The organism is Spirillospora sp. NPDC049024, from assembly GCF_040649235.1.
In the GTDB taxonomy this organism is placed as follows: domain Bacteria; phylum Actinomycetota; class Actinomycetes; order Streptosporangiales; family Streptosporangiaceae; genus Spirillospora.
Map to the genome: position 1 here is coordinate 283,712 of NZ_JBEZFD010000008.1, position 23,842 is coordinate 307,553.

18 protein-coding genes are annotated in these 23,842 nt (G+C 71.4%); 14 read left to right on the forward strand and 4 right to left on the reverse strand.

Annotation, left to right across the window (positions count from 1 at the left end; genetic code table 11):
- Positions 1 to 12 precede the first annotated feature (12 nt).
- Together AB0C21_RS17755 and AB0C21_RS17760 are read left to right on the forward strand one after the other, a co-directional pair.
- On the forward strand, positions 13 to 618 hold the full coding sequence (locus AB0C21_RS17755; protein ID WP_500205249.1) for a serine/threonine-protein kinase: 606 nt from the start codon (positions 13 to 15) through the stop codon (positions 616 to 618).
- A complete protein-coding gene (locus tag AB0C21_RS17760; RefSeq protein WP_500205250.1) occupies positions 546 to 2,168 on the forward strand; it encodes an outer membrane protein assembly factor BamB family protein in 1,623 nt (540 codons plus the stop codon). Before AB0C21_RS17755 ends, AB0C21_RS17760 begins: the two co-directional genes overlap by 73 nt.
- Before the next feature lie 22 nt (positions 2,169 to 2,190).
- Here AB0C21_RS17760 and AB0C21_RS17765 read toward each other — a convergent pair whose 3' ends face one another.
- Positions 2,191 to 5,220, reverse strand: a complete 3,030-nt coding sequence (locus AB0C21_RS17765) for a glycosyl hydrolase (RefSeq protein WP_500205252.1) — start codon at positions 5,218 to 5,220, stop codon at positions 2,191 to 2,193.
- A gap of 296 nt (positions 5,221 to 5,516) precedes the next feature.
- Here AB0C21_RS17765 and AB0C21_RS17770 point away from each other — a divergent pair, with 296 nt between their 5' ends.
- The 7 genes from AB0C21_RS17770 (at position 5,517) to AB0C21_RS17800 (ending at position 13,618) form a co-directional block, all read left to right on the forward strand.
- Positions 5,517 to 6,827 (forward strand): ABC transporter substrate-binding protein, encoded by a 1,311-nt coding sequence (locus AB0C21_RS17770; protein WP_500205253.1) that lies wholly within the window; start codon positions 5,517 to 5,519, stop codon positions 6,825 to 6,827.
- A gap of 114 nt (positions 6,828 to 6,941) precedes the next feature.
- Entirely contained in the window at positions 6,942 to 7,940 is a 999-nt protein-coding gene (locus tag AB0C21_RS17775; protein WP_500205255.1) for a carbohydrate ABC transporter permease, read from the forward strand.
- Complete coding sequence (locus AB0C21_RS17780; protein WP_500205257.1) at positions 7,937 to 8,773, forward strand: carbohydrate ABC transporter permease; 837 nt, start codon at positions 7,937 to 7,939, stop codon at positions 8,771 to 8,773. Before AB0C21_RS17775 ends, AB0C21_RS17780 begins: the two co-directional genes overlap by 4 nt.
- Positions 8,770 to 10,158 (forward strand): GH1 family beta-glucosidase, encoded by a 1,389-nt coding sequence (locus AB0C21_RS17785; RefSeq protein ID WP_500205259.1) that lies wholly within the window; start codon positions 8,770 to 8,772, stop codon positions 10,156 to 10,158. Before AB0C21_RS17780 ends, AB0C21_RS17785 begins: the two co-directional genes overlap by 4 nt.
- Complete coding sequence (locus AB0C21_RS17790) at positions 10,155 to 11,162, forward strand: LacI family DNA-binding transcriptional regulator (protein ID WP_500205261.1); 1,008 nt, start codon at positions 10,155 to 10,157, stop codon at positions 11,160 to 11,162. The genes AB0C21_RS17785 and AB0C21_RS17790 overlap by 4 nt, the downstream gene beginning before the upstream one ends.
- Positions 11,163 to 11,246: 84 nt before the next feature.
- Entirely contained in the window at positions 11,247 to 12,404 is a 1,158-nt protein-coding gene (locus tag AB0C21_RS17795; protein WP_500205262.1) for a suppressor of fused domain protein, read from the forward strand.
- 257 nt (positions 12,405 to 12,661) lie between these two features.
- Positions 12,662 to 13,618: a redoxin family protein gene (locus AB0C21_RS17800; RefSeq protein ID WP_500205264.1), complete on the forward strand. Its 957-nt coding sequence runs from the start codon at positions 12,662 to 12,664 to the stop codon at positions 13,616 to 13,618.
- Positions 13,619 to 13,900: 282 nt separating this feature from the next.
- On the opposite strand, the gene AB0C21_RS17805 is transcribed toward AB0C21_RS17800, so the two are convergent.
- The gene (locus tag AB0C21_RS17805) at positions 13,901 to 14,512 is read right to left on the reverse strand and encodes a TetR/AcrR family transcriptional regulator (RefSeq protein ID WP_500205266.1); all 612 of its coding nucleotides are present in this window, start codon (positions 14,510 to 14,512) and stop codon (positions 13,901 to 13,903) included.
- A 128-nt stretch (positions 14,513 to 14,640) separates the two neighbouring features.
- On the opposite strand from AB0C21_RS17805, the gene AB0C21_RS17810 reads away from it, so the two are divergent.
- Positions 14,641 to 16,080, forward strand: a complete 1,440-nt coding sequence (locus AB0C21_RS17810; RefSeq protein WP_500205268.1) for an MFS transporter — start codon at positions 14,641 to 14,643, stop codon at positions 16,078 to 16,080.
- 131 nt (positions 16,081 to 16,211) lie between these two features.
- Here AB0C21_RS17810 and AB0C21_RS17815 read toward each other — a convergent pair whose 3' ends face one another.
- Together AB0C21_RS17815 and AB0C21_RS17820 are read right to left on the reverse strand one after the other, a co-directional pair.
- Positions 16,212 to 16,637, reverse strand: coding sequence for a hypothetical protein (locus tag AB0C21_RS17815; RefSeq protein ID WP_500205270.1), 426 nt, complete (start codon positions 16,635 to 16,637; stop codon positions 16,212 to 16,214).
- A gap of 251 nt (positions 16,638 to 16,888) precedes the next feature.
- The gene (locus AB0C21_RS17820) at positions 16,889 to 17,917 is read right to left on the reverse strand and encodes a hypothetical protein (RefSeq protein ID WP_500205272.1); all 1,029 of its coding nucleotides are present in this window, start codon (positions 17,915 to 17,917) and stop codon (positions 16,889 to 16,891) included.
- Between the two features lie 433 nt (positions 17,918 to 18,350).
- On the opposite strand from AB0C21_RS17820, the gene AB0C21_RS17825 reads away from it, so the two are divergent.
- From AB0C21_RS17825 to AB0C21_RS17840, 4 genes are all read left to right on the forward strand, one after another.
- Positions 18,351 to 19,616 carry an MFS transporter gene (locus AB0C21_RS17825; protein ID WP_500205274.1) on the forward strand — a complete coding sequence of 422 codons (1,266 nt, stop codon included), beginning with the start codon at positions 18,351 to 18,353 and terminating at the stop codon, positions 19,614 to 19,616.
- Between the two features lie 59 nt (positions 19,617 to 19,675).
- Positions 19,676 to 20,377, forward strand: coding sequence for a TetR/AcrR family transcriptional regulator (locus tag AB0C21_RS17830; RefSeq protein WP_500205275.1), 702 nt, complete (start codon positions 19,676 to 19,678; stop codon positions 20,375 to 20,377).
- Between the two features lie 121 nt (positions 20,378 to 20,498).
- Complete coding sequence (locus AB0C21_RS17835) at positions 20,499 to 22,184, forward strand: (2,3-dihydroxybenzoyl)adenylate synthase (RefSeq protein ID WP_500205276.1); 1,686 nt, start codon at positions 20,499 to 20,501, stop codon at positions 22,182 to 22,184.
- On the forward strand, positions 22,181 to 23,776 hold the full coding sequence (locus AB0C21_RS17840; protein ID WP_500205277.1) for an FAD-dependent monooxygenase: 1,596 nt from the start codon (positions 22,181 to 22,183) through the stop codon (positions 23,774 to 23,776). Before AB0C21_RS17835 ends, AB0C21_RS17840 begins: the two co-directional genes overlap by 4 nt.
- Positions 23,777 to 23,842 lie beyond the last annotated feature (66 nt).

A 23,842-nucleotide genomic window follows, 5' to 3' on the forward strand; every position in this document is an offset into this window, starting at 1 on the left:
GACGGAGAACCGATGTCCGCGACACGTCCGGGAGACCCGCGGCAGGTGGGGCCCTACCGCGTCGTGGCCAGGCTGGGCGCGGGCGGCATGGGGCAGGTCTTCCTCGGCCGCTCGCCCGCCGGCCGGACGGTCGCCATCAAGATCATTCATCCGGCCATGGCGGAGGACGGCGACTTCCGGGCCCGGTTCCGGCGCGAGATCACGGCGGCCCGCGCGGTCGGCGGCGTCCACACCGCCCCGGTGGTGGACGCCGACCCCGACGCCTCGCCGCCGTGGCTCGCCACGACGTTCCTGCGCGGGCTGTCCCTTGAGGACGCCGTCGCGGCGCACGGGCCGCTGCCGCCCCCCGCGGTCCGCGCGCTCGGCGCCGGGCTCGCCGAGGCGCTGGTGTCGATCCACCGCGCCGGGATCGTGCACCGCGACCTCAAACCGTCCAACGTGATGCTCACGCCCGAGGGCCCGCGCGTCATCGACTTCGGCATCGCCCGCCCGAGCGAGGCCACCGCGCTGACGCGGACCGGCGTGGCCCTCGGCACCCCGCCTACATGTCCCCCGAGCAGGCCGCCGGCGAGGCGGTCGGGCCGCCGTCGGACGTGTTCTCCTTCGGCGCCGTCCTGACCTACGCCGCCACCGGTGCCGGCCCGTTCGGGCGGGGCGCCGTCCACGAGCTGGTGTACCGCGTCATGCACCTGCCGCCCTACCTGGACGGCGTCGCCGATCCCGGTCTGCGCGGGCTGATCGCGGCGTGCATGGACAAGGACCCCGCCCGCAGGCCCGGCGCCGGCCGGCTGCTGGCGCAGCTGTCCGACGATCCGGCCGCCGCCGCGCAGGGCACGCAATGGCTCCCGCCGCCCGTCGCGCACGACGTCGCCCGGCGGGGCGAGCCCGCCGCCCCCCGCGCCCCGGGCCGTCGCGCCTTCCTGGTCCTCGGCGCGGGCGGCGTCCTGGCGGCCCTGGCCGCCGGCGGGACCGGCGCCTTCCTCCTGCGACGGGAGGACTCCCCGGTCCGCTGGACGTTCGAGCTGCCCGACAGCACGTACATCAGGACGCGGCTCGTCGCGTCGGGCCGGACCGTGTACGCGTTCGGCTCCGCCGGGCTGGCCGGCCGCACGTTCGCGCTCGACGCCCGGACCGGGAAGCAGAGGTGGCAGGCCGACTTCACGGCGGCCCGCGAGTCGTCACCGGCCCTGCTCGGCGGCCGGGGCTTCCTCTACGACTCCACGGGACGGGAGGCCGTGGTCGGGTTCGACGAGGCGACCGGCAAGACCCTCTGGACCCAGCCGCTGAAGACCTTCGGGCTCGCGCCCGCCCTCGTCGCCGCGTCCGGGGTCGTCTGCCTCACCGGCAGCAGCGGCACCGGGGAGTACGGGCTGTACGGGTACGACGCCGCGAGCGGCCGGCCGCGCTGGCAGTACCGCGTGGACGGCCTGCTCCAGACCCAGGCGGTGCTCTCGGGCGGCATGTGCTGCTTCGGCACGGGGAAGGGCTTCGTCTACGGGATCGACCTCGTCACCGGCAACGCGCGCTGGCAGGTGCGGACGGGCGCCGGCTCCAGCACGACGCCGATGGCGGCGGGCGACGTGGTGGTGGTCATCACCGAGGAGGGCTCCGTCGTCGGCCTCGACGCGGCGACCGGCCGGAAGCGGTGGAGCGTCGCCCTCGGCGGCGCCGCGGCGTCCGAGCTGGGGAAGGGAGCCCCGGCGGGGGTCGCCGGCGGCACCGTGTTCGTCGGCGGCCAGGACGGGACCCTCTACGCCATCGATCCGGCGTCCGGGCGCCTGCGCTGGAAGCGCTCCGTCACGGGCGCGGCCGGCAATGAGGGGTCGCGCGACTTCCTGGTGCCCGCGGTGGGCGGAGGGCTCGCGGTGGTCACCGACAACGACGGCCGGATCGTCGCCCTGGACGCCGCCACGGGCACGCCCCGCTGGGAGCGCGGAGTCGGCCAGGGGCAACGCGAACGGCCGCTGATCCTGGGATCGCTCGTGTACTACGGCGCCGTCGACGGCCTGTCGGTGCTTGATCTGCCGACAGGCCGCCTACGTCGCCGCTTCGAGTTCGAGGACGTCCTTCGCACGGTGGGTTCGGCGCAGTACTACACCGCGATGGGCGGCACGGTGTACTGCGTCGTGGACGGTGCCGTCGTCCAGGCGATCCGCTCCGAGCCGTGACGCCGCCGAAAGGGGAGTGCGGTCAGTTGTAGGGGAGGGTGACGACGGACTTGTCGCCGGTGCCGAGGGTGGTCGGGTTGGTGCCGATGGCGTTCCAGACCTCGATCCTCACGGTGCCGCCGTCCAGGTCGCCCAGAGACCCGGTCGCCGACTCCAGGCCGGTGCGCTGGGTGTAGTGCTCGTAGCCGGGTACCGGGTCGGTGGCGAAGTAGTGGTACGTCTCCACCCTGTCCCAGGTTCCGTCCCCGGTGCGGTCATAGGAGACCCGTACCTGGGGGCCGTTCCCCACCGCGGTGCCGGCGTCGACCGCGAGATCCAGGGCGGTGGCGCCGCCGTTGTACTTGAGGGTCACCCCCTTGGCCGTGAAGGTCACCGGGTCGGTCGGCGTCCCGTCGTGGGTCTGCCCGCCGGCGGACGCGAGGGTGGCGGTGCCGGTCGTGCCGGGGGCCGGCAGCACGCTCCCGTCGCTCTGCGGGTACAGGGTCGGCTTCCAGGGCGTCCCCGTGGGCGTGACCGTCGGCGTGATCGTCGGCGTGGGCGTCCCGCCATCGTCGCCGCCTCCGGTCGCACTGCCGCCGCTCCATTCGTTCGCGCCGGAGGCGACGGTCTTGCCGGGCGGCACCGCGAGGGTCGTGCCGTCGGAGAAGTGGACGGTGAGGTCCGTCGAGGTGATGTTGGACGCGACGTACGTCCGTTCGCCGTTCTTGGTGAAGACGCTGCTCAGCGGGCTGTCCGCGGTGACGCTCGTGTCGACGTGCCCCAGCGCGGCCAGGTTGCGGATCCAGTGGAAGGTGTGCGCCTTGCTCTCACCCTCCTCGGACGTGAAGCCGCTGTTCGCGCGGAAGTCGGCCAGTGCCCTGTCCCCGTCGCCGAGCGCGAGGAACTCGTACCAGATGTCGGTCCAGGAGGGAGGCTGGGTGGCTCCGCTGTTGGTCAGCATGTCCTTGTAGTCGGTGAGCACGTAGTCGGGGTCGTATCCGAGGTACAGGTGGCCGCCGGTGACGGGCAGCAGGTTGATGCCCTGGATCTTGGCGGGATCGGCGGAGAACCAGGTGGAGTACGCCGCGCCGTCGCTCCACACCATGCCGACCTCGTTGTGCGGGAAGTCGCGGGGGAAGACCTGGTCCTTGGTGTCGAACCAGTAGTCCTGGATCGCCGCCGCCTGCGTCGTGTACATGTAGATGCCCGCGTCGCGGACGGCCTTGTTCCCGGTGGCCTGGCCCCACTGGATCAGGGCGTTGTCGAAGTTCATGCCCTCCGACGACGACTCCTGGTTGTTGCCGGCCGCGAACGACCCGTGCCCCGACGCCCAGTCGTGTCCGCCGTAGATGTCGAAGTCCCGCAGGTAGGGGAACCGGGTGTCGGCGCGGTCGTAGTTGTTCGCGTCGCGGATCAGCAGGTCGACCATTCCGCCGTACCGGTCCTCGGACGCCCACTGGGGGTCGAACTTGGCCAGGGTGGCCGCGGCGGCGATGTAGTAGCCGTAGTGGAAGTGGTGGTCGTTGAGCTCCTGGTCCGACCCGTAGGAGGCCGGGTAGCCGATGAGGGTGCCCCAGTTCCGGTCGTAGTAGAAGACGTGCGCCGTCTTCCCCGGCGAGGCGGTGAACCAGTCGGTGAGCTTGGACCTGATCGCCGACAGGGCGGCGTCCCGCACCGCCGTGTTCCCGGTCTGGTCGGCGATCTCCGCGAGGCGGGCGGCGCGCCCCAGGCCCTTGCCGGTCCAGTACGTGTCGTCGCTGACCTGCTTGGTCGGGTCGGCCTTCTCGGCGGCGAGGTAGTTCTGCAGCGTGGTCGCGTCGGATCCGCCGGAGTCCGCGACCGCGGGCACCTCCGGGAGCACCCCGTGGAAGACCATCGAGGTGGTGAAGGACTCGATCCCGGTGAGGACCTTGAGAGCGCCGCGCGGCGAGACGTACGTCTGCGGCAGCGGGGTGCCCGACGCCAGGTACCGCCACTGGTGGGGGAGCAGCGCAGCGACCGTGCCCGTGCCGCCGCCTTCCAAGGCGGTGGTGGTGTAGGTGTAGGTCGTCGTCACGGTGCTCTTCGCCTCGTCGTACCGGTAGGAGGCCTTGGTGCCGGTGACGTGGTCGTATGCGGACTTTCCGTAGGTCGCGGCCAGGCTCTTGCGGTCGTCGTCGCTGCTCGACGCGGTGGTCGGCAGGACGGCGACGGAGAAGTAGTCCTTCCCGGCGAGCGACGAGCTGATCGTCGAGCCGCTGACCGTCCAGGTCGCTCCGGACGGGGCGTAGGCCGCGTAGTCGTGGCCGTTGATCGTGTAGCCGATCCAGGATCCGCTGTTGGACCAGACGGTCGGTGCGGCCCCGCCGGAGGCGGTGAGCTGCGCGTTCCCTCCGGACGTGCGGAAGTACGCGAACGGCAGGCCCTTGCCGACCGTGGCGCGCAGGGAGCGCGCCCCGTCGCTGAGGTACGGGCTGACCGTCCAGTCGCTCCAGCCGTCGACCTTGACGTCGGGGGCGTTCAGCTGCGCCACTCCGGCGACGAAGTCCTCGCGGTAGGGGAAGTGGTACTCGCCGGGACCGGTCGCCGAGCCGCTGATCGACGGCGTCGTGGTGTAGGAGAACCCGAGGCCGCCGGCCTGGGCGCGGAAGGTCAGCGGGTTGGCGGCCAGCGGCTCGCCGTACGCGCAGTTCGTGCGCTTCCACAGGATGGACGACCACCAGTCGTTGGTGGGCACGGCGCCGGACGGGGCGTTGGCCGTGACCCACTGGCGCGGGTTGGTCGAGATCTGACCGCAGCCGGAGGGCAGCGGGCCGACCTGGGTGGTGGTGTAGCTGCCGGCGCCGACGGTGTCGGCGGCGGCGTCGCCGGGACGCAGGGCCGCGAAGCAGAGGACTCCGGCGACCAGCACGGCGACGCCGGCGGCGAGCAGGGCCTGGTACGGCCGCCTCGCACCGGCGCCGCCGCGGGCGGTGCCCGGCGGCGGTCCGGAAGCGGGGGCGCGGCCGGGCGCGGAGAGCGCACCGAGCAGGTGCGCGCGGGCGCGGCTCGGCCGCCGGCGACCTGGTGGCCGGGACATGTCGGACGCGTTCATCGTTGACGCCTCCCAAGATCTGTTCCGCGGGGCGTCCGGTGGACGCGGACGCCCCGCGGAGGGGGGTGGGTTGGAGGGCAGGCAAGCGGGAGTTCGCGAACGGCGCTTGAGAGAGCGCTCTCACACAGAAGAGCGCAATCTTGCGACGCCGTCAATAGCGAATCTGGGAGACGCACGATGAGGCACTGAGCCCGCTTTCTTTTAGGCGAACCCGTTGACAGCCGGTGAGAGGACGCTCCATCCTCCTCGGAGAGCGCTCTCTCAACCACAGACGCACACTCGGCCCGGGAGGGTTAATGAGATCGGCATTGGGCGGCCACCGCGCCCGTCCCCGCACGCGAGGAGGAGCGCCCGCACGGGCCCTCGCCGCGACCATCACCGCCGGCGCGCTGCTCCTCACCGGAGCCTGCGGCGGATCGTCCGCCTCCGGCGACGAGGACATCACGCTGTCGGTCGGCCTGTTCGGCGACTTCGGGTTCGAGCCGCTCTACCGGCAGTTCGAGCAGGCGCACCCGAACGTCCGGATCAAGGAGCGCCAGGCCACCTACGACGACCACCACACCAACCTGGCCGCGCACATCGCGACCGGCAGCGGCGCGGCCGACGTCGAGGCGATCGAGGTCGGCTTCGTCGGCACCTACACCGCGCAGCCGCAGCGCTTCGTGGACCTGCGCAAGTACGGCGCGTCCAGCCGGCAGAGCGAGTACCTGCCCTGGAAGTGGCAGCAGGGCGTCGCCGCGAACGGCGCCGTGATCGGCCTGGGCACCGACGTGGGCGGCCTGGCGCTGTGCTACCGGCGCGACCTGTTCGCGAAGGCCGGGCTGCCGACCGACCGGGAGAAGGTGTCCGCGCTCTGGCCTGACTGGCAGGCGTTCCTGGCGACGGGCCGGCGCTTCGCCGCGAAGGCGCCGTCCGGCGCGAAGTTCGTGGACGGGCCCGGCGAGTTCTTCCGCGCGATGGTGGCCCAGGCCCCGGAGGGCGTGTACGACCGGCAGGACAAGGTCGTCGCGGCCACCAACCCCGCCGTCAAGCAGGCGTGGGACCTGTCGACCCAGATGGTCTCGGACGGCCTGTCGGCCAAGCTGACCTCCTTCACCCCCGCGTGGGACACCGGCTTCGCCAAGAGCTCCTTCGCGACCGTCGCCTGCCCGGCCTGGATGATGGCCTACATCCAGGAGCACTCACCGGGCTCCTCCGGCCGGTGGGACATCGCCGCGATCCCGGGCGGCGGCGGCAGCGCGGGCGGCACCCACCTCACGGTGCCGACCCAGAGCAAGCACCAGAAGGAGGCCGCCGAACTGGTGCAGTTCCTCTCCGCCGCGCCGCAGCAGGAGGCGGTGTTCAGGGCCATCGGCAACTTCCCCTCGCTCCCGGCGCTGTACGACAAGCCCGAGGTCCGCGACTACACCAACCCGTTCTTCAACGGGGCGCCGGTCGGGAAGATCTACGCCGACTCGGCCAAGAGCCTCGACCCGCAGCACCTCGGTCCGGCCGAAGGCCAGGTCAGAGCCGCGATCGGCAACGGCCTGACCCGCGTGGACCAGGGCAAGCAGTCCCCTGACCAGGCCTGGAAGCAGGCCCTCGACGATGTGTCGAAGGTCAAGTAGCCCGCCGGCGTGACGGCGCACCGGCGGGTCCCCGGTTCCCCGGGGATCCGCCGGCCGCACGCGCCGATCCCGGAGCCCGCGCCGCGCCCGGGCGGGCTCACGAAAGGATCTTCCATGGCCCTGCGCCAGACCGATTCGCTCCCCACGACCAGGGGCCGGCGGCGAACCGGCCCCACCCACGCCCGGCACCGGCCGAGCGGCTCACGATGGAACCGGTTCGACCGCACCGTCAGCCCGTACGCCTACGTCTCGCCCTTCCTTGTGATCTTCGCCGTGTTCGGGCTGTTCCCGCTGCTGTACACGGCCTGGGTCGCGCTGCACGACTGGAGCCTGCTCAAGGGCGACCAGGGCTTCGTCGGCCTCGACAACTTCCGCACCCTGCTGTCCGACGGCAACTTCTGGAACGCGGCGTTCAACACGGCGTCGATCGGCGTGCTGTCGGCGGTGCCGCAGCTGCTGCTCGCGCTGTGGCTGGCCCACCTGCTCAACCGGCCGCTGAAGGCGCAGACCTTCTACCGCATCACCCTGCTGCTGCCCAACGTCACCAGCGTCGTCGCGGTCGTCGTCATCTTCAGCCAGCTGTTCGGCCGCGACTACGGCCTGATCAACATGGTGCTGACCCACCTCGGCGCCGACCGCGTCGACTGGCAGGCCGGCACCGCCTCCAGCCACGTGGCCATCGCCCTGATGATCATCTGGCGCTGGACCGGCTACAACGCCCTCATCTACCTGGCCGCGATGCAGGCCGTCCCGCGGGAGCTGTACGAGGCGGCCACCATCGACGGGGCGTCGCGGCTCAAGCAGCTGCGCTCGATCACCGTGCCGATGATCAAGCCGACCATCCTGTTCACGATGATCGTGTCCACCATCGGCTCGATGCAGATCATGGCCGAGCCGATGCTGTTCGGCGCCCAGGTCGGACCCGCCGCGATCGCCACCGGCGGCGCGGGCCGCAAGTTCCAGACGCTGTCGCTCTATCTCTACGAGCTGGGCTTCCGCAACTTCGACTTCGGCTACGCGTCGGCCGCCGCCTGGCTGATGCTGCTGCTCGTCATGGTCGCGGTGGGCGTCAACTTCCTGCTCGCCCGCCGCATGAAGGGGGGCCTGTCATGACCGGATCCCGCACCCGCGGCCTGCTGACCCACAGGCTGACCCACCTCACGCTGATCGGGGTGGCGTTCTTCTCCGCCTTCCCCATCTACTGGAGCGTCATCGTCGCCTCGCAGGACAACAGCGCCATGGCCGAGGTGCCGCCGCCGCTGATCCCGGGCGGCAACCTGTTCGCCAACATCGCCAAGGTCTTCGACACCGCGCCGTTCGCGCTCGCGCTGCTGAACTCCCTGATCGTGGCGGGCTCCATCACCGCGTCGGTGGTGTTCTTCTCGACGCTGGCCGGCTTCGCGTTCGCCAAGCTGCGCTTCCGCGGGCGGAACCTGCTGCTCGGGCTGACCATCGGGACCATGATGATCCCGACCCAGCTCGGGATCATCCCGCTGTACATGCTGATGATCAAGCTGCACTGGACCGGCACCCTGTACGCGGTCATCGCCCCCGCCCTGGTCAACGCGTTCGGGGTCTTCTTCATGACCCAGTACCTGTCCCGGGCGCTGCCGACCGAGCTGCTGGAGGCCGCACGCGTCGACGGCTGCGGCAACTGGCGGCTCTTCTGGCACGTCGTGGCGCCGGTGGCGCGCCCCGCCGCCGCCGTCCTCGGCATGCTGACGTTCATGACGGCCTGGAACGACTACTTCTGGCCGCTGGTCGTCCTCACCCCGGACGACCCGACCGTCCAGGTCGCGCTGTCCGCCCTCGCCAGCGGCTACGTCCAGGACTTCACGCTCGGCCTGGCCGGCACCGCGGTGGCCACGCTGCCACTGGTGCTGGTCTTCGCCCTGCTCGGCAAACGCATCATCGGAGGCATCATGCAGGGGGCGGTCAAGGGATGAGCACGCGCACCGACACCGACACCGACACCGGCGCGTCCGGACGGACGCTCGCCTTCCCACCCGGGTTCGTATGGGGCGCCGCCACCGCGGCCTACCAGATCGAGGGCGCGACCGGCGACGACGGGCGCGGCCCGTCGATCTGGGACGTCTTCTCCGCCCGGCCCGGTGCCGTCGCCGACGGCCACACCGGCGAGGTCGCCTGCGACCACTACCGCCGGTACGCCGCCGACGTCGCGCTGATGGCCGAGCTGGGGCTGCCCGCCTACCGCTTCTCGATCGCGTGGCCGCGGGTGCAGCCCGACGGGTCCGGCCGGGTCAACCCGCGCGGCCTGGACTTCTACGACCGCCTGGTCGACGAACTGCTCGCGCACGGGATCGACCCGTACGCCACCCTCTACCACTGGGATCTTCCCCAGGCGCTGGAGGAGCGCGGCGGATGGGCCGACCGGAGCACCGCCCTCAGGTTCGCCGACTACGCGGCGGCCGTCCACGAGCGGCTCGGCGACCGGGTCACGGTCTGGACCACGCTCAACGAGCCATGGGTCGCGGCGTTCCTCGGGTACGCCTCCGGCCTGCACGCGCCCGGGCGCCGGGACCCCGCCGCCGCGTTCCGCGCCGCCCACCACCTGCTGCTCGCCCACGGGCTCGGCACGGCCGCGCTGCGGGCCGGCGGCGCGCCGCAGATCTGCCTCACCCTCAACCTCTCGCCGGTCATGGGGACGGACGAGGACGCGGTGCGCCTCGTGGACGGCCTGGTCAACCGGCAGTTCCTCGACCCGGTGCTGACTGGCGCCATGCCGTCCGACGTGCGGGAGATCGTGGCGCGGCACGCCGGACTCGGCCACGTCCTGGACGGAGACGACGGGGCCATCGCCCAGCCGATCGACCTGCTCGGCGTCAACTACTACAACCCCACGTACGTGGCGGCCGCGCCGGGCGCTCCGGCCGATCCGGCCTACCCCGGCAGCGAGGGCGTCGCGTTCCTCCCCGCCCGGGGAGTGACCACCGAGATGGGCTGGCCGATCGAGCCGACCGGGCTGACCGCGCTGCTCACCCGGCTGTCCCGCGACCACCCGCACGTCCCGCTGGTCGTCACCGAGAACGGGGCGGCGTTCCCCGACGAGCCGGACGGCGACCGCGTCGCCGACGCCGACCGGCTGGCCTACCTCAGCGGCCACCTGGCCGCCGCCCACGCCGCCATCGAGGCCGGGGCGGACCTGCGCGGGTACTTCGTCTGGTCGCTGCTGGACAATTTCGAGTGGGCCGAGGGATACCGGCGCCGATTCGGAATCGTCTACGTCGACTACGCTTCTCAGCGCCGCATCGTGAAGGACAGCGCGTTGTGGTTCCGCGACGTGATCCGCAGGAACGGGGTGCGAGATTGAGCCGGCCCACACTGGAGGCGGTGGCCGCGCGCGCCGGCGTGTCCCGGGCCACCGTCTCCCGGGTGGTGAACGGGTCGGCGACCGTCAACCCGCGCATCCGGGAGGTCGTCGAGCAGGCGATCAGCGAGCTGGGCTACGTGCCCAACCCGGCGGCGCGCAGCCTGGTCACCCGGCAGACCAACTCCTACGCCCTGGTGGTGTCCGAGCCGCCCACCCGGGTGTTCTCCGACGACCCGATGTTCTCCACCGTGATCCGCTCGGCCAGCGTCGAGCTGGAGGCCGCCGACAAGCAGGTGGTGCTCATGCTGGCCGGGTCGCCGGGCGGGCACGCGCGGGTCGAGCGGTACGTGGCGGGCGGGCACGTGGACGGCGTCATGCTGATGTCGATGCACGGCGCCGACCCGCTGCCCGCCGCCCTCTCGCGGCTGCGCGTCCCGGTCGTGTCCTACGGCCGGCCCACGGTCCCGGTCGACCTGCCGTACGTCGACAACGACAACGGCGGCGGCGCGGCCGCCGCCGTGCGCCATCTCCTCGACACCGGCCGCCGGCGGATCGCCGCCATCACCGGCCCGCTCGACATGATCGCCGGGCAGGACCGGCTCGCCGGGTACCGCGAGGCCCTGCGCGGCGCCGGGCTCCGGCCGATCATCGCGCTGGGCGACTTCACGCGCGAGTCCGGGGCGGAGGCGATGCGGCAGCTCCTGGACGACGACCCGGAGCTCGACGCGGTGTTCGCCGCCAACGACATGATGGCGATCGGAGCGCTGCGCACGCTGCGCTCCGCCGGCCGGCGGGTTCCGGACGACGTCGCCGTCGTCGGGTTCGACGACATCGAGGCGGCCCGCTACTGCGAGCCGCCGCTCACGACCGTCCGGCAGCCGGTGAGCGAGCAGACCGCGGCGATGGTCCACCTCCTGCTGGCCCTGGCCGCCGGCCGCCGGCCACCGGACCGGGAACGCTACAAGATCCTCCCCACCGAACTGATCGTCCGCGAGTCCGCCTGACCGCAGACCCCGCACGCCCCACGCGGTACCGGGTGCTCCCCGAGCACCCGGTACAGGACCACCGCCGGCGACCGCTCTCCCGCGTTGGACGCGCCGCCACCCGCACGAAGATTGTTCGCAGCTCGGCGGCGGAAGATCCGTCCGTGGTTGGATTCCACAATGGACCTGATCCGAGAATTCTCGCCGGAACAGTACGCCGACGCTCTGGACGCGTGGGAGTGGACCGGGCTCGAAGGCAAAGTCCCGCTCTTCGCATCCCCATTCGGAGACGTATTCCTAGGGTCCGACGACGGCTGCTGGTTTCTCAGCGTCGTGGACGGCACGCTGACCCGGTGCTGGAACGGAATCGAGGCGCTTCGAGCGGAACTGGACACGCCGGAGGGCCGGGACCGGTACCTGATGGCCGGCCTGGCCTCGGAAGCCGAACATACCGGGATGGTCCCCGACGCCAAGCAGATCTACGATTTCAGGCACCCGCCGGTCGCCGGTGGTTCGCTCACGGTCGACAACCTCCAGGTCATCGACTTCGTGGTCGGCGTCAACATCGCGGGGCAGATCCACGGACAGGTGAAGGATCTGCCGGAAGGAGCCGAGATCTCCATCTCCACGGACCTGGAGGAGCCCGGCTGGGCGGCGATCGAGTCGGCGTTGCGTGATCTCTACGGCGGCGCCGGCTCCGTCGGCACCTACGCGCCCCACGTGCCGTACTCGGCGGGCGGACCCGATCCGCTGGACGCGATCCAGATCTATGCACCGGACGAGCCCCGCCCGCACTGGCACCTCGTGAGCTTCGGGATGTCCGAACTCTACGAGAAGGTGACCGACGATCTGGAGATGTCGGGCTTCGGCATCGAGTTCAGCCTCCGGGTAGCCCGTGGCCCGCAGGACGAAGCGCCGCCGAAATGGTCGGCCGTGCTGTTGCAGCAGTTGGCCAGATACGTCTTCGCGGAGCGGCCGTTCGCGCCCGGCCACACCATCCACGTGGCCCGGGGGACGTTCGGCGACCGGCCGGACCAGGACTCGGGCACCCCGACCGAGCTCGCGGCCCTCGCGTTCGCCGTCGACCCGCAACTCGCCGTCCTGGACACCCCCCACGGCCAGGTGACATTCCTCCAGGTCGCCGCGTTGACCGAGGCAGAGTACGCCGCGGCCAAGGGCGGCAGGGCGACTGCCGTCCTGGAACGGATCGAGCGGGACGTGCCACTGCACATCGTCGACACGGCCCGCCGCAGCACCCGGTGAAACCGGACCCGGCGACCGCCTACGGAGCACTCGCCGCCCTCACCGCGTTCACGACGTGAGCCGCGCGGGCTCAGGTGCCGTGCGTGCCTCTGAAAGGCCACCTCCGCGCCGTACTCGGCCGCGGGAAGAGCTTCGGCGGTCTATGGCCCCGCGTCCCGGCGGCACAGTTCTCCGCCCGGCGGATAAGGGCCGCCGTCCTCGATTCGGCTTGACCTTACCCTCAAGGGCAAGGTTTAGCGTTCTCCGAGGTGAGATGCATGCGGATCAGCGAGCTGGCCCGGCGGGCGGGCGTGACGACCAAGGCGGTGCGCTATTACGAATCGCTGGGATTGCTCACGCCCGAGCGTCTGGCCAACGGTTACCGGGACTACGACGAGCACGACGTCCGGCTCACCCAGGAGATCCGGGCGCTCGGCCGTCTCGGCATCCCCGTCGAGCGCACCAGGCCGTTCCTTGACTGCCTCGCGACCGGCCATCGGCACGCCGATGACTGCCCGGCATCACTGGCCGGGTACCGGGACGCGATCAACGAGCTCACGCGGCGGATCGAGGGGCTCACCGCCCGCCGGGCGGCGCTGGTCGCGCACCTGCAAGAGGCCGCCCACCGCAACAGCCGCGTCTCACCTTCCAACGAAGGAGAGGACCTGATGGCCGACTACACGAACCTGCCCGCTGACCTGCCCGTCCCCGAGGACGACGGTGCCGCCGCCCATCTGCCCGGCCTCAAGGTGCCGCACCTGGAACTCCAGGACACCGGCGGCGCGACGATCAGCCTTGACGCGCTCGGAGCGGGCCGGACGGTGGTCTACGTCTACCCGCTCACCGGCCGCCCCGGCACCGACATGCCCGACGGCTGGGACTCGATCCCCGGAGCACGCGGCTGCACACCCGAGGCATGCGGCTTCCGCGACCACTACCAGGACCTCCTCGCCGCCGGCGCGGCCGATGTGTTCGGCCTGTCGAGCCAGGACACCGACTACCAGCGCGAGGTCGTCGAACGGCTCCACCTTCCGTTCCCCATGCTTTCCGACCCCGCGCGCAGCCTGGGTCAGGCGCTGGATCTGCCCACCTTCGAGGTCAGCGGGCTGACGCTGTACAAGCGGCTGACCCTGATCATCCGCGCCGGTGTGATCGAGCACGTCTTCTATCCGATCTTCCCGCCGGGCGAACACGCCGGTCAGGTCCTGACCTGGCTGCGGGCCAACCCTCTGTAGAGATCGGCGTTCACCGGACGACTTGGCCGCCGCGCTCGTCGCGGCGGCCATGGGATCGCTCGCGGCGCGGTCGTCAGGCCGGTCCCGGCTCGAAAGAGGCGAGCATCCGTTCCAAGGCGGCGACCCCTGGCCCGCCACCGCGACCGACCGGACGCCGCCGGGACGGCTCGAGACGCGGTGGCACCGGGGCGCCGGCCCAAGCGTCGCCAGGCGAGCGCCGCCTATCGCGGGAGATGACTGGCGACTCCTCGCCCGCGAGGTCGTCGTGGCGGCCGTCGCCGCCTACTCGGCGCGCAGGGCGCCCAGCAGGGTTCGCACGAGGGCCTCGCCGGCCTCGACCTGGTCGAAGCGTCGCGCGGAGACCTCTTCCATCGCGGCGTGCAGCAGTGCGTAGACGGTGCTGACGAGCCATTCCACGGGCAGGTCGGTGCGGAAACCCCCGGCGTCCCGCCCCTGGACGATCAGCTCCCGGACGTGCGCCATCGGCGGGTCGTGCAGCTGCCGGACCTCCTCGGCCGGAAGCGTCCGCCGTGCGGCGTTGTACAAGCTGCCGAACCGGCCGATGAGCGGCCAGGCCGTGCGGATGAGGTGGGCGAAGGCGTCCGCCGGCGGCAATTCGGTGCTTCGCGCGCCTTCGATGACCTCCGTGCTCTGCTCGATCGCCTGCCGAAGGACGGCCCGGAGGACGTCCTCCCTGGACGGGAAGTGCGCGTAGAGGGTGACCCTGCCGACGCCCGCGGCGCGCGCGATGTCGGTCATGCTCGCGTCCGGGTCGCGGACGAACAGGTCCGTCGCCGCCGTGATGATGGCGGCGCTGTTGCGTTCGGCGTCCGCCCGGCGACGGCCTCCGGCCTCCGGCTTCGCCCCCGCGCGGCCGCCCGTCCTGGCTCCCATGTCCACCACTCTAACAACAAGTCGAACACCGCTGTTCGCTTTATGCCCCCGGCGGGTATACGTTAACCCGAACACTGCTGTTCGAGTTAACGGCGGCGGTCTGGTGCCGCCGGGCTTGGAGGCCCTTCATGGCTCACGGTTCGTCCACCCACCACCACGTCGCGGCTTCCGCGGCACCGCCGGATCCACGACGCTGGACGGCGCTCGCGCTGATCAGCGTGGCCCAGTTCATGCTGATCCTGGACGTCACGGTGGTGAACGTGGCGCTCCCCGACATCGGCGTCGACCTCGCGCTCGGCCGGTCCGGCCTGACGTGGGCGGTCACGGCCTACACGCTGTTCTTCGGAGGCCTGATGCTGCTCGGCGGACGGCTCGCCGACACCTTCGGCGCCCGGCGCATGATGCTGATCGGCCTGTCCGTCTTCACCGCCGCCTCCCTCGCCACCGGCCTGGCCCAGAACGAGGCGCTGCTGCTCGGTGGCCGGATCGCGCAGGGTGTCGGCGCGGCGCTGCTGTCACCGGCGGCGCTGTCCACCGTTGCCACCACCTTCCACGGCCCTGAACGCAACAAGGCTCTCGGCATCTGGGGCGCGCTCGGGGGAGTGGGCTTCGCCGCGGGCGTGCTTCTGGGCGGTGCCCTCACCGCAGGACCGGGCTGGCGATGGGTGTTCTTCGTCAACGTCCCCGTCGGTCTCGTCCTGCTGGGAACACTGCCGATGGTGGTGCGCGGCCACGCCGCCCGTCCCGTCGGGCGGCGGCTCGACCTGCTCGGCGCCGGTACGGTCACCGCCGCCACGGCCGCGTTCATCTACGGAATGATCAACGCCGGTGACGACGGCTGGTCCGCCGCCGGCACCCTCGTCCCGCTGGCCGCCGCCGTCCTGCTGTACGGCGCCTTCGGCTGGATCGAGCGCACGGTGAAGACCCCGCTGATGCACGTGACCATGCTGGCTCGCCGTCCCGTGGCCGCCGGAGCCTTCCTCATGCTCGTCGCCTCTGGACTGCTCATCTCCCTGTTCTTCCTCGGATCGCAGTATCTGCAGCACGCGCGCGACATCAGCGCTCTGGAGACGGGCCTGCTGTTCCTGCCCGCCGCACTCGGGACCGGTGTCGGAGCGCATATCGCCGGACGGCTCGTGGGTTCCATCGGCACCCGCCCCGTTGCCGCGGCGGGCCTGGCCCTGGTCGCCGTCGGCTCCGGCCTCCTGACCGGCTTGTCGGCCGACGGCGGGGTCGGGCTGGAACTGCTCCCGGGGATCGTGATCGCGGCCGCGGGCGTCGGTCCCGTCTTCGTCGCGGCGAGCACCTCCGCCCTGGCCCACGTCGAGCACGCGGAGGCAGGCCTCGCCTCCGGCCTGATCAACACTTTCCACGAGTTGGGCGCGGCGATAGGCGTGGCGGTGGCCTCCACCATCGCCGCCACGGGCCTCGCGAACGTCCCGTCCATCGACGGCTTCACCACCGCGTTCACCGTGTTCGCCATCACCGCGGCGGCCGCCGCCATCACGTCCCTCTGGCTGGTCCCCCCAGGCAAGCCCCAGATGACAGGCACCCCGCACGCCCACTAGGCGTTGGCCCCGGAAGCTCGCCATAGTGCCCCGAGCTTCGACAGGCCTACGGGGACGCACGACGAAACGGGGATCGGCCTCGCCGGTCCCCGTTGCCGTGGGCAAGGGGATCCGGTCGGCCGCATCCCGGCTCAGAGCAGTTGCGCCCGCACAAAGCCGAGGAGCAGGACGGCGAAACCGCCGATCTCGGCAACGATCAGGGCGATCATGAAAGCGGTCGTGCCGCGGACCCGGTCACGAAACTGGTTGTCGGTGTCCCGGCGCCAGCCGTGATAGACGTACGTGCCGATGGCGGCCGTGAAGAACAGCACGATCACTCCGGCGGCCGGCAGGTTCACAGTCGCGTTCCAGCCGCTGAACTGGACGAACGCGGCGACCAGCAGCGTGGCGAACGAGTAGAGCAGAGCGGCACGATGCGCCGTGTCCACATATGGATGGGCCACATGCCCCTCGGACCGGGCCATCTGCATGTACTTCCACACGCCCAGCGCCAGCGCCCACAGGAATATCAGCCCAGCCGCCAACATGACGACTTTGGTGTCGGTGCCCAGTTCCATCGTTGTTTCTCCATCATCGGCGGCATTGCGGTGAAGGCCGGAGCCGACGTCGTGTCCGGCGTGCAGCGCTGGGGAGGGGTAGGGCAACGGGCACTCCGTCGCGGCGATGAGAGGGAGGGCCGCCGCCGACAGAAACTGTACAGGTGTGTTCGGATTCGGAGATGCGCGGGGGCCGGACTGCTTCCGCCGACCGCCTTGAGGAGTCAGGGAGGCGGGAACCTGGGGAGTGCGGCAGACAAGGGCTACGGACGTCAGGGGGTTTGCTGCGGACGCGGCGGATGAACGCCATCTGTGGGCGTGTGATCGGCGCCTCTCGCCGTGAGCTCCTCCGGCCTGCCGGCCTCCGGCGGGGGTGGCGGCAGCGGTGGCCGGGGTCCGCGTGCCTTTTTCAGGAGGTCGGCGGCGGGAGTCCTATAGGGGGCGAGGGTCTGCAGGATGTCCCGGGTGTTCTCGATCCTGTCCTCGTTGATGGTGAAATGGCCCGCGTCGACCATGGCGTCGTCCCCGTCGTTTCCGGGGATGACCACACCGACGATGCCGCCCTTGTCGGTGACCAGGGCGCGGTCACCGGTCAGACATCTCTGGTCCAGCGGCGACACCTCCTCCCGGATGACCACGTCCAGCACGATTCCCGCGTCCAGTTGCTCCCGCAGGACCTCGAGCATGGCGTCGTCGATCTCGGAATTCGACAGCACCAGGATCCGGTGCAGCGTCAGGCCGCCATCGGTGACCGCGGACCGTTCCGCCGCTAGATAGGTGGTATCGCGTCCGGTCCACCAGTAATCGTTGCCGGTCGCGCTGAGGGCGGTCATCTTCGTCAGTTCGGGCAGGATTCCGGGACGGAACTCCTGGCGGCGTCCGAGTGACGACTGCCCGTTGGCGAGGTCGCGCATGTCCTCGGCGAACGCTCGCTGCCGCGCCTCGCGCAGTTTCAGCAGGATCGCGCTGTTGCGGTCGTCGATCCGGATCCACTGCTCCGCGATCTCCCGGACGAATGCCTGGCACTCGGAGGGGGCGTCGGTCAGCGATTTGGTGATGGCCAGCGCGGCGGAGATCTCTGCGAGCCGGCTCTGGTCGTGGTGGATGCTCTCCTCGCGGCGGAAGAAAGCGTCGATGACCAGGGTGAGAATAACGCCGACGAGGGTGACGAGCAGGGCGAGCCGTCCGGGAATGCCTCCCAATCCGGCCACTACGGTCATTGTTCCGAGCCCGACCGAAAGCAGCCCGCCGAAGACGAGTCGCCCGCGCTGCCACGGAGCCGCCGGCTTGCGTTCCGCCACGACGATGACCCCTCGCTGCTCAGGTGCTCGTGGAAGGGCTCCGAGTGATCATTTCGGGTGCCTCCATTACGGAGAATGAACCGTGCCAACAGGTCGCATGGCAGCATTTCAGGAACTTCGCTTCCGGGTCTGTGTCGTCTGCCACATTGGCCCCGTTGACCATTGACACGGTCGCGGACTGCCGCTGCGCGGCGCCGCACCGGTGGCCGCTGAGGGGCGCCCAGGACCCGCCCGGCCAGATGTGACGCCCGCCCTCGCCGTCCTGCTGCTACGGGCCCCCTGATCGGCCCGCCGAAGTCGAGCGCCCGGTGCATCGCCGCACGCCAGGGCTGATTTTTCATCGATGTCGAAAGCTTGACAGTGATGTCAGCGCCTTCGTATGTTCTTCGCCACACCCGCTGGAGCGGGTGACCGGAAGAGTGAGGAGGCTCGGATGACGATGCCCGCCCACCCCCGTCCCGTGAGCCCACTGGCCGCCGTCGCGGCCGTGGCGATCGGCTTCGGGGCGATCGTGTTCGACGGCTACGACCTGATCGTCTACGGCTCCGCCGTGCCCGCGCTGCTGGCCCACAAGGAGTGGGCGCTGTCGCCGGCAGAGGTCGGGGCGATCGGGAGCTACGCCCTCGTCGGGGCGTTCCTGGGCGCCATAGCGTCCGGGTCCCTGACCGACCTTCTCGGGCGGCGACGGCTCTTCATCGTCTCGCTCGCCTGGTTCTCCTTGATGATGCTGTTCGTCGCCCTCGCCCCCAACCCGTGGTCGCTGGGGCTGTTCCGGTTCCTGGCGGGCCTCGGGTTCGGCGGAATCCCGCCGACGGCCATCGCCCTGGTCATGGAAGTGGCGCCGGAGCGCCGCCGGCACGTGGTCAACGGCCTGATGCTGTGCGGCTTCCCCGCTGGAGGCATCCTCGCCTCGGTCCTCGCGCTCGTGCTCCTGGAGCCGGCGGGGTTCCGCGTGCTGTTCGCCTTCGGTGCGCTCCCGCTCGTCACGCTCGTCCCGCTGGCGATCTGGCTGCTCCCCGAGTCGCCGGACTTCGCGCGCTCGACCCGGGCCGCCGTCCGCCGGGAGTTGCGCGGGCTGCTGACCGGCCGCGCCGCGGTGGCCACCGTCCTGTTCGTCGTGGCGAACTTCTGCGGAATGCTGCTGGTCTTCGGGCTCAACACCTGGCTGCCGCAGCTGATGCGCAAGGCCGGCTACGAGTTGTCGTCCGCGCTCGTGTTCCTGCTTCTGCTCAACGTGGGGGCGGTCGTCGGCGGCCTCGTCGGCTCTTCTCTCGCCGACCGCTACGGCAGCCGCTGGGTCGCGACCACGCTGTTCGTCGTCGCCGTCGTCTCGCTCGGCCTGATCGCCGTGCCGCTGCCGACCGCGGTGCTGTACGCCCTGGCCTTCATCGCCGGTGCGGCGACGACCGGGAACCAGATCGTCATCTACGGCTACGTGGCCGCGCACTACACCGCCGGGAACCGGGCGACCGCCCTCGGCGTGAGCAGCGGCGTCGGCCGGCTCGGCTCCGTCACGGGCCCCACGCTCGGCGGCGCCCTGCTCTCGGCCGGCGTGGGCCTCGGTGGAAACGTCGCGGTGTTCGCCGCTGTCGCGGTCGTCGGTGCGGTCGCGTGCGCATTCGTCCCACGCCCCGTCAGTGGGACCGTTCCCGCGAAGGTGCTCGCCTCCCCGGCGGCCGGGGACGGGGTGCCCGCGTGACGGCGGCCATGCGGCAGAATGAGGCGCGTCCGCGGACCCTAGACCGAGGCGAGGTGGCGATGGCCCGGCAGCCGACCCGCCGGCGCCTGGTGTCCAACGAATTGCTCGAGCACTCCGCTCGGCTGTTCGCGGAGCAGGGCTTCGCCAACACCAGTCTGCAGGACATCGCCGACGCGATGGGGATCAGCCGCCCGGCGCTCTACCACTACGTCAGCAACAAGGAAGAGCTCCTCGCCGCGCTGGTGCGCGATGTCCTGGAACGCGTCGTGGAGATCCTGGAGCGGATCAGCGGTCGCGAGGACCTCGCCCCGGACGCGCGGGTCGAGACCGCGCTGCGCGAGATCGCGGTCAACAACGCCCGCAACACCACGCGCTTCCGGCTGCTCGACCGCAGCGAACCGGATCTTCCGGCGGAGATCGCGGAGATGCACCGCCGGGCCCGGCACCGGGTGCTCGAGTTGCTGACCGGCCTGATCGAGGACGCCGAGTCGGCCGGAGTCTTCCGCCCGCTTCCGGCTCGGACGGTCGCGCTCGGGATGCTCGGCATGGTCAACTGGATCGCCTGGTGGTACCGGCCCGAGACGGGCGGCGATGCCGAGGCCGTGGCGGACGTCCTCGTCGACGTCGCGATGACCGGCGTCCGCCGGGCGGACGACCGCACCCTCGCCCCCGGCCCGTGGGCGGCCCTCGATCTTCTCAAGGAAGACATCGCCCACCTGGAGAGCGCGATGCGGCGGGCCCTGCCGGCCGAATCCGACTGACCTCCGGCCACTCCACCGCCGTTCGACGAATCCCACCGACGTGCTACCCGACGTCGGTCGCGCACGCTTGGCGCTGACAGAACTGTCGATTATCCTACGTTTATGTTCAGAGGAGGCAGCCGTGGCCGATGAGGCCGCCCTTCCGTCGCCGCCCTTCCCGCCCGATCGGGCCGATGCCTACATCCGCGAGGGCCTGTGGCGGCGAGAGCCGCTCGGGGACGTGCTGCGGCGCGCCATGGCCCGCCGTCCCGAGCACCTCGCCCTGGTCACCACCGAGATCAGATGGACCCACCGCGAGCTCGACGAGCGCAGCGACGCCTTCGCGGCGGGGCTCCTCGCCGCGACCACCCTGCGTCCCGGTGACCGGATGATGTTCCAGCTCGGCAACGTCGCCGAGACCGTCGTCGCGTACTACGGCGCCGTCAAGGCCGGGATCATCCCCGTCTGCACCCTTCCCCAGCACGGCGAGCGCGAGATCGGCCAGCTCGCGGAGCACACCGGGGCCCGTGGGCACATCGTCCAGGCGGACTTCCGCAACCGGGACCTGGTGGGGCTGGGCGGCCGCCTCGGCAAGGCCGTCCCCGTCCTCGACACACTGATCGTCGCTCGCGGTGAGGCGCCTCCCGGCGCGCTCTCGTTCGACGACGTCCTCGACGCCGGGTCGGACGCGGACGCCGGTGCGCGGCTGCGCTCGCTGGAGATCGACCCGGACGGGATCGTCGCCTTCCAGCTCTCCGGCGGGACGACGGGCCTGCCCAAGGTGGCTCCCCGGCGGCACGCCGAATACGCCTGCAACTCCAGGCTGTGGGCCGAGGCGCTGGGGCTCGACGAGAACGCCGTGGTCCTGCATCCGCTGCCGATCATGCACAACGCCGGCACCGCCGCCGCCCTGCAACCGGCCCATCTCGTGGGCGGCGCCTTCGTGCTCGCGCCGGCCGCTGACGCCGGTCCGGTGCTGGAGCTGATCGCACGCGAGCGGGTCACCACGATGCCGGTCGTCCCGCCGGCGGTGGCGATCCGGATGCTGGAGCATCCCGCCGCCCGCGAGCTGGACCTGAGCAGCCTCACCCGGTTCGTCCTCGGCGGGCAGCGTCCCTCCGCGGACCTGGTCGAGCGCCTGGAGACCGAACTCGGCGTTCCGACGCAGCAGATGTTCGGCATGGCCGAGGGGATGTTCCTGTACACGCCGCCGGACTCGCCGGAGTGGGTGCGGCGCGGCACGGTGGGAACGCGCATCTGCTCCGCCGACGAGGTGCGCGTGCTCGACATCGCCTCCGGGGAGGAGGTGCCGGACGGGGAGCTCGGCGAACTCGCCTGCCGCGGGCCGTACACGATCCCCGGCTACCACCGCGCGGCCGCGCACAACTCCTCCGCCTTCACCTCGGACGGCTTCTACCGGACCGGCGACCTGGTCACCCGGCACGTGGTCGGCGGCAGGGACTTCTACTCGATCGACGGCCGCATCAAGGACGTCATCAACCGCGGCGCGGAGAAGATCCACGCCGAGGAGGTCGAGGAGCTGCTCGGCCGCCATCCGGCGGTGGACGGCGCGGCCCTGGTGGCGATGCCGGACCGGGTCCTGGGCGAGCGGATCTGCGCGTACGTGGTCCCGAAGGCCGGTACCGAGGCGCCCACCCTCGGCACCGTCAACTCCTTCCTGCTCGACCAGGGCCTCGCGAGGTTCAAGCTGCCGGAGCGCCTCGAGATCGTCGACGCGTTCCCGCTGACCCACGTCGGCAAGGTGTCCAAGAAGGACCTCCGGGCCGACATAGAACGCAAGATCGAGAAGGAGAACGCTCCCACATGAGGCTCGACAGCATCGCGGTCCTCGGCGGCGGCCCCGGCGGCCTCTACGCGGCCCGGTTGTTCAAGCTCGCGAATCCCGGGGCGACCGTCACCGTCCACGAGCAGAGCAGGCCGGAGCGGACCTTCGGGTTCGGCGTCGCCGTCGCCGCGCGGACGCAGCGCAACCTGGAGGCCGCCGATCCGGTGACGCAGGCCGACATCATCGCCGCGGGGCGGCCGCACGACATGCGGATGCTGGTCGGCGGCCGGGCCGCGCGGGTGCACAACGGGGCGCTCATCGGCATCGCCCGGCCGGAACTGCTGGCGATCCTCAGCCGGCACGCCGAAGCCGCGGGTGTCGACATCCGGTACGGGTCCCGGGCGTCCCTCGCGGATCTCGACGCGGAACTGGTGATCGTGGCGGACGGGGTGAGCAGCCAGACCCGCACCGGACTCGCCGCCGAGTTCGGTGCGCACGTCGACGTCGCCGGCGGCCTGTACCTGTGGGCCGGCGCGGACTTCGCGCTCGACACGGCGATCTTCGCTCCGGCGACGACGGCGCACGGGACCTTCGTCACCCACGCCTACCCGTACTCGCCCGACCGCAGCACCTTCCTCATCGAGACCGACGAGGAGACCTGGCGCGCGGCCGGCTTCGACGCCACGTCCGAGGCGACCCCGCCCGAGGAGTCCGACACCGCGGCCCTGGACTACCTCGCCGACACGTTCGCCGAGCACCTCGGCGGGCACCGGCTGATCGGCAACCGGACCCGCTGGCTGCGCTTCCGCACCGTCCACTGCGAGCGGTGGACGCACGGCAACGCCGTGCTCCTCGGCGACGCCGCGCACACCGCGCACTACTCCGTCGGCTCCGGCACCAAGCTCGCGATGGAGGACGCCATCGCCCTGCGGGACGCCGTCACCGCGGCACCGGACCTGCCGACCGCGCTGGCCGCCTACGAGCGGGCCCGCCGACCGCAGGTGGAGCGGCTGCAGGAACTCGCCCGGCGCAGCAGGCTGTGGTGGGACTCGTTCCCGCACCGCATGCATCTTCCGGTCGACCAGCTGATGGTCGCCTACATGACCCGCACCGGCAACGTCGCGCTCCAACGCTTCGCCGGGACGAACCCCGAGGTCGTCCGCCGCGGGCTCGCCCAGTTCGCGGGCGTCGACCCGAGCGGTGTCCCCGTCGACGGAGTCGTCGACTGGGTGCTCGCGCGACCGTTCGCGCACGGCACTCGCCGCTGGGACTCCCGGCTGCTCGACGCCGGCTCCCGCGAGACCCTCTCCGCCGTGCCGGGTGACGGCGGGCCGGCCGGCGTCGCCGACCTCGCCCGCATGGAGATCGTCCTCACCGATCCGTGGGACGGGCACGGCGACGCGCTCGTCAAACGGGCGCACGATCTCGTGCAGAAGGGCTGGCAGGGCTGCTGGCTGACCGGACCGCAGGACCGCGGCCCCCTTCTGACCAGGCTCGAGATCGGCGAACGGCTGCGCAACGAGACCGGTGCGCTCGTGGTGGTCGACGGCCCGCCGTCCTGCACGGACGACCTGGCCGCAGGCATCGCCTCCGGCCGCGCGGACCTCGCGTGCCTCATCACGGCACGAACGTGAGATCCGGCCACGACAAGGACGGCGCGACCTGGGACCCGCGCCGCGAACCCGAAGAGATGCGGAGTT